Source organism: Pseudomonas sp. FW305-7 (assembly GCF_058786735.1).
The window spans coordinates 45,715-55,723 of record NZ_JBYSZA010000003.1; the positions used below are offsets into that span (position 1 = coordinate 45,715).

Consider the following 10,009-nt stretch of genomic DNA (forward strand, 5'->3'; position numbering starts at 1 on the left):
CCTACGCTTAGGTAGGATGCCCCTCTATCCCTTCGAGGTTGTGCGACATGTTCATCGGCGTTTTGCTGGTCATCACCTGGCTGATCCTGTTGCTGCGCTATCCAGCGAAGGCTTTGCCGGTGTCGGTAGCGGCCGCCATCGGCCTGGGTCTGGTAGCCGTCTGGGTGGTGTGGCTGGACAACCGCGAGATCAAGCAACTGGCGCGCCTTGAGATGCGCATTGTCTATGCGCCCGAGCAATGCCCGGCCGATCGGCCGTTGCAACTGAAAATGAACAACGGCAACAGTGTGCCGCTGACCGAACTGCGTTGGCGCATCGCGGCCTATGCACCGGGCGACACGGTCAATCTGGCCGACAACCAATACACCGCGCCACGCTATCGCGGCCCCGGCGAGTTGCAGGCTGGCGGCAGTTGGCAAGACTGCTTGCCGATGCCGCCGCTGCGGCCCGGTTATCGCCCGCAAACCCTGGAGTTTCGCGCCGAGCGATTGCAGGGTAGTTTCTCCGACTGATCCCCCCTCCCACTCTTTTGCACAAGGAATGCGCCATGCCTGTTGCGTTGATTACCGGATGTTCCAGCGGCATCGGCCGCGCCCTTGCCGAGGTGTTCAAAAGCGCCGGTTTCGAAGTCTGGGCCACGGCGCGCAAGGCTGAAGACGTAGCGGCATTGAGTGCGGCCGGATTCAGCGCAGTGCAACTTGACGTCAACGACGGCGCGGCGTTGCAACAACTGAGCGAACGGATCAATCAACTGCATGGCGGCCTCGACGTGCTGATCAACAACGCCGGGTACGGTGCCATGGGCCCGTTGCTCGACGGCGGCGTGCCGGCCATGCAGCGCCAGTTCGAAACCAATGTGTTCTCGATTGTCGGCGTCACCCGCGCACTGTTCCCGGTGCTGCGTCGAGCGAAGGGGCTGGTGGTGAATATCGGCAGTGTTTCCGGTGTGTTGGTCACCCCGTTTGCCGGTGCCTATTGCGCGTCGAAAGCGGCCGTGCATGCCTTGAGCGATGCCCTGCGCATGGAACTGGCGCCGTTCGGCATTCGCGTGATGGAGGTGCAGCCCGGCGCCATTCAATCAAGCTTCGCGAAAAATGCCGGCCACGAAGCCGAACAACTGATCAACGAAAGCTCGCCGTGGTTTCCCCTGCGTGAAGGCATTCGCGCGCGGGCCAAGGCATCGCAGGACAAACCGACCCCGGCCAGTGAATTTGCCGAGGTGTTGCTCAACGCCGTGCAACAGCGCAAACCGCCACGGCTGATCCGCATCGGCAATGGCAGCCGGGCGCTGCCGTTGCTGGCGACACTGTTGCCCAAAGGCTTGCTGGAATCGACATTGATGAAGCGCTTCGGCTTGCGCGGGCAGCTCTGATTCACCTCGGTGAAATTGCCAAATCGGTCGATCCACGTAGAATGCGCCGCACTTGAAGCGCCCGCCGCTTCAAGTGAACCCGATAGCGCATGGAATCGCTGGCGCAAGCATCGAAGCAAGGGAATTGCTGAACACTGATCCCCCCTCCCCCGACCTTTCCTTCTCGGAAACGGCCGCTGCTTTGTTGAACTGCCTGAGGCGAACCCTGCTTTTACGCTCCAATCCAGATCAGGAAACATCTTGTGAAAGTTTTCAACGTATTGCCTCTGGCATTGCTCACCGTGCTGGCAGGTTGTGCAAGCAAAGAAACCCCTCTCAATGACACCCTGCCGTTACTGACTCAGCAGGACGTATTGCCGGCCGTCACGGCCAGTGAACACTGCAACGCGCAGATGGACAGCGACATTCTGTTCGGCATCGGTTTCCAGATGTACGAAAACCAGGAACTCGACGACGCCAAGACCTGCATGGTCATGGCCGCGCCGAAACACCCTCGCGCATTTTGCTACCTGTCGATGATTACCGCTCAGGACGAACAGCTGACCACCGAGCAGCGTAACCGCCAAGCCTTCAACTACACGGCTTACGCGGCGCGGCAAAACGACTGGTGTGCAGAATACGGCCTGTACCAGGACTACAAATACGGCAACTCCGGGGTCAAGGCAGATGCGGCGCTGGCCACTCGCTGGCTGGAGCGCTCGTCGGTGCACGGCTATCCCGAGGCGCAGAAAGACCTGATCAAGCAATACGAGGAGCAAGGCAATCTGGTCGCGGCCTACGCCTGGACCAAGATCATGGCCAAAGCCGATGACGCCACAGCGACCGACGCCCTGAAAAAGAAAATGACGGTGGCGCAAATCGCCGAAGGCGACAAGCGTTACAGCGAACTCGCCACTCAGGTCACCAGCAAAGAAGCCATGTACGCCGAAGCGCGGGAAGAAGACGTCGGCCGTTACTCCGCCGAGATCTACCAGGAATGGCCGGACACCTTCAAAGGCATGTCGTCCACCGAGCGTTACGACTACGTGAAGCAAACCATGTACACGGCGATCAAGCAGCCGTTCACCAAGAGCCGCGGCCACGTGCTGAGCTACATCGTGATCGATCGCGCTGCCAAGCTGAAAAAGTCCTACGCGGATATCTCGAAGGACCAGCGCATCATCGCCATCATGGAAGACCCAGATTTGTCGGTCGGTGAAACCATCGAGTCCGGCCTGCTGGTGGTCAAAAAGTTCTACAACTAAAAACATACCTGTGGCGGGGGAGCTTGCTCCCTCGCCACAAAAAGATTTCTTGATACCCGTTATTCGCTGGCGCCCTGCTGCACCACCACCGTGCAAGTAATCCCTGCCGCCAGCAACACCCCTTCCGGTACTTCATCAATGTGAATGCGCACCGGCACTCGTTGCGCCAGACGCACCCAGTTGAACGTCGGATTGACGTCGGCGATCAGCTCGCGGCTCTCCGGATTGTCGCGGTCATAGATGCCACGGGAAATGCTTTCCACGTGCCCCTTCAAGACTTCGCCGCTCATCAGTTGCATGTCGGCTTTATCCCCCACGCGAACGTGCGGCAGTTTGGTCTCTTCGAAAAAGCCGTAAACCCAGAACGAATTCATGTCGACCACGGCCATTTTCGCTTCGCCGATGCGTGCGTAGTCGCCGCGATGCACGTTGAGGTTGGTCACGTAACCGTCGACTGCTGCGCGTACTTCGGTGCGCTTGAGGTTGAGTTCGGCCGCCTCCAGTTGTGCCTGGGCGTGTTGATAGTCGGCCAGCGCGGCGTCGGCGATGTTGCTGGCGTCGTCGCGGTTTTCCTTGGAGATCACCAGATTGTCCAGATCGGCGCGGCGATGGGCGTTGACCTTACGCATCTCCCATGTCGACTTGCGCGAAGCCACCAGCGACTGCGCCTGTTTCACCGCGATGCGGTAGTGCTCGGGGTCGATCTGCATCAGCAGATCGCCCTTCTTCACCAGTTGGTTGTCACGCACTGGCACATCGACCACTTCACCGGTGACGTCGGCGGCGACGTTGATGATGTCGGCGCGCACCCGACCGTCGCGGGTCCACGGCGTGTTCATGTAATGCACCCACAAGGTCCGGCCGATCCACAGCGCCAGGGCCAGCACCAGCAGGGTCGCGAGCAGGCTGAAAAATTTTTTCATCAAATCGTTCTCAACGGTAGACAGTCAGCGCCATCGCGCCGAACAGACAGGTAAACAGACTCAGGCGCAGCAGCGCCGGGTGCCAGAAAAAACGATACAGATCGAACCCCGACAAGAACCGATCCACCGCCCAGGCCAGCGCCGCGGCGATGAAAAACATCAGGGTCATGGTCGGCATGTACACGCCGTGGAAAGCGATTTCACGAGGCATGGGCAAGTCCTTCGGGCTTGGCGGGAGCAAGAGCGGCCAGCGGCGATTGCGGGTCGAGCAACGAGGTGCGGATAAAGTGCAGATAGCTCTTCACCCGGCGCAACGCCGAGGTATCGAAGTGCGGCGCGAACGGCTCGTCGGTCGCCGCCACACGGCTGATCGCGTGATCGACAGCGACCAGTGCGCGTTCCAGATTGCTGGCGTTCGGTTGCAGAAACAGCCGCACCAGCGCGCGGCCCATCACGCGGATCGCCTGGCTCCACGGCTGCGATTCGGCATAGGCCGGATGCACCGGCAAAATCGCCTGTTCCTTGCGCAACTCGATGATCGCGTGACCGACTTCGAGCACCACGAACATCCAGCGCAGCAGGTTTTTCTGCACCTTCGGTTCACCGGCCGCGAGACCGTAGGCCTGGTGCAGCAAGTCGCGGGTGCGGCTCTCGAAACTCGACGCCAGGCCTTTGAGTTTGCCGCTGATCGCATAGACCACCTGGCCACGCAGATCCTGCTCCAGCCGCCGCCACAACCAGCGGCTGTTCGGCGGCAGAATAATTGCGCCCGCAGCGGCGCAGACCAGCATGCCCATGACCATGGCGATGTAGTCGTTGATGAAGGTGTACGGGTTGTAAATGGTCAGGTTGTCCGGCACCGAACCGGTGCTGAAGAAGATCAGCAAACCGAGACCGACACCGGCGTACTGCGGCCGCGAAGTCAGGAACGAACCGAACACGATTACCGGCGCGAGCATGACGCACAGCAGCGGAAAACCGTCGATCCACGGGAAGATGAAAAACATCTCGACGAAGCCGATCAGCGCCCCGAGAAACGTGCCGCAGGCCATTTGAAACGCCATGCGTTTCGGGTTCGGCGTGGCAGCGGACAGGCCCACGGTGGCGGCGGCAATCAGGGTCATCGTCGCGCCGCTCGGCCACGCGGTGGCGACCCAGTAACTGCCCAGCACGATGAGGATGAACGAGGCGCGAATCCCCGAGGCCGCGGCGGCCCACCAGTTGGTTTGCGGGGTGAATGGCTCGTCCCAGCGCTCGCGCTCGTGGCGGTGATCGGCCAGGGATGCGTGCGTCTGCGCATAACTGTGCAGGTCATCGACGAAGCGATAGAGCAACTCGTATGCCGTGTGGAAATCCAGTTGCTCGGCGTCGCTGGGTTCGCTCTCCTGGAAGATCGCGCGCAGGCTGCGCACCCGCGCCGGCAGGCCTTCCTTGTAGGTCGCGAGCGCAGTCGCCAATCGCGCCGCATCGGGGCTGGTCAGGGCGCGGCCGCTGAAGCCGTCGAGCACTTCAGCGAGGTCCTGCAAGCCCGGTCTGATCGCCGCGACGACGTGCTCCTCGCCATTGCCGCGCAAGCGTTCAAGCAACTGATGCAGGGCGTTGAAGCGCGTGGTGATGCCCATGAACTCGCTGTTCAAACGGCTGAGTCGACCGTTGCGCCGACGCATGTGCGGGTCTTCGAACACGGTCACACTGCGCAACCCTTCCAGGCCCACGGCTTCGGCGATGAAACGCACGTTGCTGGCTTCAAAGGAGTCGGTTTTGCTGCGACCGCGCAAGCCGTCGGTGACGAACAGGGCGAACACGCCGAACCGCTGATACAAGGCATTGCGCATCGCCGCACTGGCGGTTTGCGGCAGGATCGCCGCGCTGATTACGGTGGCGCAGAGAATCCCCAGAGAGATCTCCAGCACCCGCCAAACCGCCGCCATAAACGCACCGTCCGGATGCGCCAGCGCCGGCAAACCGACCATCGCCGCCGTGTAGCCAGCCAGGACGAATCCGTAGGCACGAAAGTTACGGCAACGCGCCGCACCGGCCGAGCAGATGCCAACCCAGATCGCCAGCGAGCCGAGGAACAGCTCAGTGTTTTGCGCGAACAGCGCGATCAGCGTGACCATCATCGCCGACCCGGCGAGGGTGCCAAGGAAGCGATAGAAACTCTTGGCAAACACCTGACCGCTTTGCGGCTGCATGACGATGAACACGGTGATCATCGCCGTGCGCGGTTGCGGCAATTCCAGACGCATGGCCAGCCACAGAGTGAGGAATGCGGCGAGCAACACCTTGAAGATATACACCCAGGTCACGCCATCGCTGCGCGCCCAGTCAAACAAACCCCGACGCCATTCCAGGGAGTAGAGCCAGCGTAGAGGTGCGGGCAAGGGAGTCATTTGGTCTTGCTCAATGATTGAGGACTGAAGAGTTTTCTGTGGCAAACATCAATTTTTGTGGTGAGGGGTTTGCGTAGTGAATTGGGTGTTCACCGCAGGAGTGCCGGGGTTTTCGGGACTGCGGTTTTCTCGGCCGTCGGCACATCGTTGCCAGCACCGAGCCCACCACCCAGCGCCGTCACCAACTCCGCATGCGCGGTCAACCGCGCCGCCTGCACCTGCTGCTGCACTTGCTGCTGCTTGAACAACAGCGTCTGCGCATTCAGCACGTTGAGGTAATCGGTGAGGCCGCGTTGATAGGCGATCATCGCGATGTCGTAAGTCTTCTGCGCCGTGGCCACGGACTCGGCGGCAAAGCCTTGCTGCTTGTCCATCGACTCACGGCGGATCAACTGGTCAGAGATGTTCTTCAGCGCGTTGACCAGCGTCTGGTTGTAATGCGCGACGGCGATGTCATAACCGGCCGAGGCCTCACCCAATTCAGCACGCAAACGCCCACCATCGAAGATCGGCAACGAGATCGCAGGGCCAACGTTGTAATTGAGTTTCTTGCCGGTCAGAAACTCCAGCGCGCCGCCCCCGGTCGCCATGTAGCCGAGGCTGCCGACCAGATCGACGTTGGGATAAAACCCTGCGTGCGCAACATCAATTCCGCGTGCCTGCGCCGCCACTTGCCAGCGACTGGCGACCACGTCCGGGCGTTGCCCGAGCAGTTCGGCCGGTAGCGCTGACGGCAACTTCAGCGCTGCGCCAAGGGACAGCGTCGGTCGCTGCAATTGCGCGCCCGCACCCGGTCCCTTGCCGGCCAGTGCGGCGATCTGGTTGCGGCTGAGGGCAATTTCTTCGTCCAGCGCATCCAGTTGCCGATGAGTTTCCGGCAGCGGCGTTTGCGCTTGGCTGACTTCGAAGTGCGTGCCGATCCCGCCGTTCAAACGCTTCTGCGCCAGATCGAGAATCTGCTGCTGCTGCGCAAGCGTCGCGGCGACGATGTCGCGCTGGGCGTAATGCAGCGACAGCTCGATGTAGGCGCGCACGATGTTGTTCTGCAATTCGAGCTGTGCCTGCCGCGCTTCGGCGGCGCTCATGTGCGCCAGATCCACCGCGCGTTCGCTGGCATTGCTTTCCCGGCCCCAGAGGTCGAGCGCATAGCTGAAACCGAGCGCGGCGTTGTTGTCCCAGGTTGTGGTGTTGGCCAGCTCGCCCGGGCCATAGAACTGATCGGTCGGCCAGTTGTGGCGCTTGAGCGTCGACTCGCCATTGATCTGCAACGACTCGGCCGCTTCGGCGACACCGGCCATGGCTTTGGCCTGACGCACCCGCGCAGCGGCCATGGCCATGCTCGGGCTGTCTTGTACGGCGAGGTCGATCCAGCGATTCAGTTGCGGGTCGCCGTAGGCTTGCCACCATTGCGCGGTGGGCCAGTTTGCGTCACGGGCGGCGTGGGCGATGGCCTCGTCGGTGGCCAGTGCGTCGGCTTCCAATGCCTTGCTATGCGGGGCAATTCCTTGCGTTGAAATGCAGCCGCTGAGACCCAGGGTAAAAGCCAGAACACTGAGCGGCAAAAGCGCTCTGTTGATGCGACGCGGCACAGCTGCGAATTCCTGAGAAGAGGATAAGGCGAGGACTCGCTGTAGGAGCTGCCAAAGACTGCGATCTTTTGATCTTGATTCCCTTAAAACAAAATCAAAAGATCGCAGCCTGCGGCAGCGCCTACATCGGATCGGCGCAATTCTATGGAACGCCCTGTACGGCGATAAGCTGGGATTTCTGTGAATCTTTGTTACGGTTAACGAGATAATCCTTAAGTCTGGGTCTCAGCCCTCGAAACTTCGTGTCACAATTTGCCATCTCCCTTGAGAGCACCCCATGGACACTTTGCAAAACATGCGCGCCTTCAGTTGCGTGGCCGAAGCCGGCAGCTTCACCGCCGCCGCCGTGCAACTCGACACCACCACCGCCAACGTTTCGCGCGCGGTCTCCAACCTGGAAGCCCACCTGCAAACCCGACTGCTTAACCGCACGACCCGGCGCATCGCCCTGACCGAGGCCGGCAAGCGTTACCTGCTGCGCTGCGAGCAGATCCTCGCCTACGTCGAAGAAGCCGAAGCCGAAGCCAGCGAGGCCCACGCCCGCCCCGCCGGGCAGTTGAAAGTGCACACCATGACCGGCATCGGCCAGCACTTCGTGATCGACGCCATCGCCCGCTACCGCAAGACCCACCCCGACGTGACCTTCGACCTGACCATGGCCAACCGCGTGCCGGACCTGCTCGACGAAGGCTACGACGTCTCCATCGTGCTGGCCCGCGAACTGCCGGACTCCGGTTTCGTCTCGCAACGCCTGGGCATCACCTACAGCATCGTCTGCGCCTCACCGGCCTACGTGAAAGCCAACGGCTGCGCGCAAAAGCCCAGCGACCTGCTCAACCACGCCTGCCTGCGCCTGGTTAGCCCGGTGATCCCGCTGGAGAAGTGGGCCTTCGACGGCCCGGAAGGCCAGGAAATGGTCACCATCAACAGCTCACCATTTCTGGTGAACTCCGCCGACGCGATGAAAACCGCGATCACCAGCGGCATGGGCGTCGGCGTCCTGCCGGTGTACGCGGCGATCGAAGGCCTGCGCAACGGCACGCTGGTGCGAGTCATGCCGAACTATCGCTCGCAGGAACTCAACCTGTATGCGATCTACCCTTCGCGACAATACCTTGATGCGAAGATCAAGACCTGGGTCGAGTACCTGCGCGGTTCGCTGCCAGAAATACTCGCGGCGCATCAGGCGGAACTGGCTGCTTATGAGCTCAGCGGCAGCCTTGCCGGGGCTCGCGTCGCCAACTGATTTCGGTGATTGGCAGGGTGGGCAGTCTGCTAGAAATTGGCCGGCTGTCCGGCAGCCATCGCTGGCAAGCCAGCTCCCACAGGGTTCGCGTGGCCAGATGTTTTTTAAACAGCTCACCGGCCCGTGCAGGAGCTGCCGCACGCTCCGATCTTTTGATGTTGGTGTTTAAAAATCAACAGATCGCAGCCTACGGAAGCTCCTACATTTGGGCGTTTTCGCGGATATTTCCGACGTGTTTTGCAGGTTGCTCGTCGGAAGGGCGGTGGGTAGGGTTTGGGTGTCGCTGACGAATCAGCGAACGGGTCTGGAAAACCCGATTTCAACTACCAAAGCTCATGGCATACTGCGGCGCTTTTTCTGCTCGCAATGTTATGGCGGCTGTGCGCGGGAGGCCCTTGGGCCTACCGGTTTTGGTAAGTTGGCCGGTTTTTCCAGTCCGCGCACAGCTGCCACCCTATCGTCTGGAAAACGAGAAGTGGCAGCTTCAACTCAACTTGCCGCGAGTACATTTTCTATGATCAAACACACCCCCAATCCGCCTGAAGCGGAAAACACCACACCCTACGAATTCCCCGGCTCGAAGAAATTCCACGAAGCCGCCGATCGCGCCCTCGACCACTACTTCCAACCCAACGCACAAACGTTGCGCTTCCACAAACCCAGCACCATGTTCCAGGTCGCCCCGGGCCAGGACAACGAAAGCCTGCTGGTGCACGCCTGCGAATCACTGGCACAAGCCAGCCTCATGAGCAGTGACGTTGCCGCCTACATCGACCTCCCGCAGCGCCGCACGATTCTGGCGATCCAGCAGATCATCATGCTCGCCGAACTGGCGGTGAACCGCGTGCTGGATAACGTCGACGTGACACCACCAGCGCCACGCAGCTGACCCCTGTGGGCACGGGCTTGCTCGCGAAAGCGGTGGATCAGTAAACATCATCGCCAAATGACACACCGCCTTCGCGAGCAAGCCCGCTCCCACAGTTTGAAACAGGTTCACCCGCCAGAGACTGGCCGGCTGTCAGGCCGTCATCGCGAGCAGGCTCACTCCTACAATTGGATCGTATGCAGTCTGCTAGAGACTGGTCGGCTGTCAGGCCGCCATCGCTGGCAAGCCAGCTCCCACAGGGGTGGAGTACAACCAGCAGAGACTGGCCGGCTGTCAGGCCGTCATCGCGAGCAGGCTCACTCCTACAATTGGATCGTATGCAATCTGCTAGAGACTGGTCGGCTGTCAGGCCG

9 protein-coding genes are annotated in these 10,009 nt (G+C 61.0%); 5 read left to right on the forward strand and 4 right to left on the reverse strand.

The genetic code is table 11. The features are described 5' to 3' along the window. Positions 1-47 precede the first annotated feature (47 nt). From AC3WMT_RS05470 to AC3WMT_RS05480, 3 genes are all read left to right on the forward strand, one after another. Positions 48-512, forward strand: a complete 465-nt coding sequence (locus tag AC3WMT_RS05470) for a multidrug transporter (RefSeq protein ID WP_103305186.1) — start codon at positions 48-50, stop codon at positions 510-512. A gap of 35 nt (positions 513-547) precedes the next feature. Next, entirely contained in the window at positions 548-1,372 is an 825-nt protein-coding gene (locus tag AC3WMT_RS05475) for an SDR family oxidoreductase (protein ID WP_103305185.1), read from the forward strand. Positions 1,373-1,614: 242 nt separating this feature from the next. Next, a complete protein-coding gene (locus AC3WMT_RS05480; protein WP_103305184.1) occupies positions 1,615-2,616 on the forward strand; it encodes an SEL1-like repeat protein in 1,002 nt (333 codons plus the stop codon). A gap of 59 nt (positions 2,617-2,675) precedes the next feature. On the opposite strand, the gene AC3WMT_RS05485 is transcribed toward AC3WMT_RS05480, so the two are convergent. From AC3WMT_RS05485 to AC3WMT_RS05500, 4 genes are all read right to left on the reverse strand, one after another. Continuing rightward, positions 2,676-3,539, reverse strand: a complete 864-nt coding sequence (locus tag AC3WMT_RS05485; protein WP_103305183.1) for an efflux RND transporter periplasmic adaptor subunit — start codon at positions 3,537-3,539, stop codon at positions 2,676-2,678. A 10-nt stretch (positions 3,540-3,549) separates the two neighbouring features. Beyond that, positions 3,550-3,750: a DUF1656 domain-containing protein gene (locus AC3WMT_RS05490; RefSeq protein WP_007914106.1), complete on the reverse strand. Its 201-nt coding sequence runs from the start codon at positions 3,748-3,750 to the stop codon at positions 3,550-3,552. Then, complete coding sequence (locus AC3WMT_RS05495) at positions 3,740-5,932, reverse strand: FUSC family protein (protein ID WP_103305182.1); 2,193 nt, start codon at positions 5,930-5,932, stop codon at positions 3,740-3,742. Before AC3WMT_RS05495 ends, AC3WMT_RS05490 begins: the two co-directional genes overlap by 11 nt. Before the next feature lie 89 nt (positions 5,933-6,021). Continuing rightward, on the reverse strand, positions 6,022-7,521 hold the full coding sequence (locus AC3WMT_RS05500; protein ID WP_103305181.1) for an efflux transporter outer membrane subunit: 1,500 nt from the start codon (positions 7,519-7,521) through the stop codon (positions 6,022-6,024). A gap of 277 nt (positions 7,522-7,798) precedes the next feature. Here AC3WMT_RS05500 and AC3WMT_RS05505 point away from each other — a divergent pair, with 277 nt between their 5' ends. Both AC3WMT_RS05505 and AC3WMT_RS05510 read left to right on the forward strand, forming a co-directional pair. Beyond that, complete coding sequence (locus AC3WMT_RS05505; protein ID WP_103305180.1) at positions 7,799-8,767, forward strand: LysR family transcriptional regulator; 969 nt, start codon at positions 7,799-7,801, stop codon at positions 8,765-8,767. 514 nt (positions 8,768-9,281) lie between these two features. After that, positions 9,282-9,656 carry a DUF6124 family protein gene (locus AC3WMT_RS05510; protein WP_103305179.1) on the forward strand — a complete coding sequence of 125 codons (375 nt, stop codon included), beginning with the start codon at positions 9,282-9,284 and terminating at the stop codon, positions 9,654-9,656. The last annotated feature ends 353 nt before the right edge of the window (positions 9,657-10,009 follow it).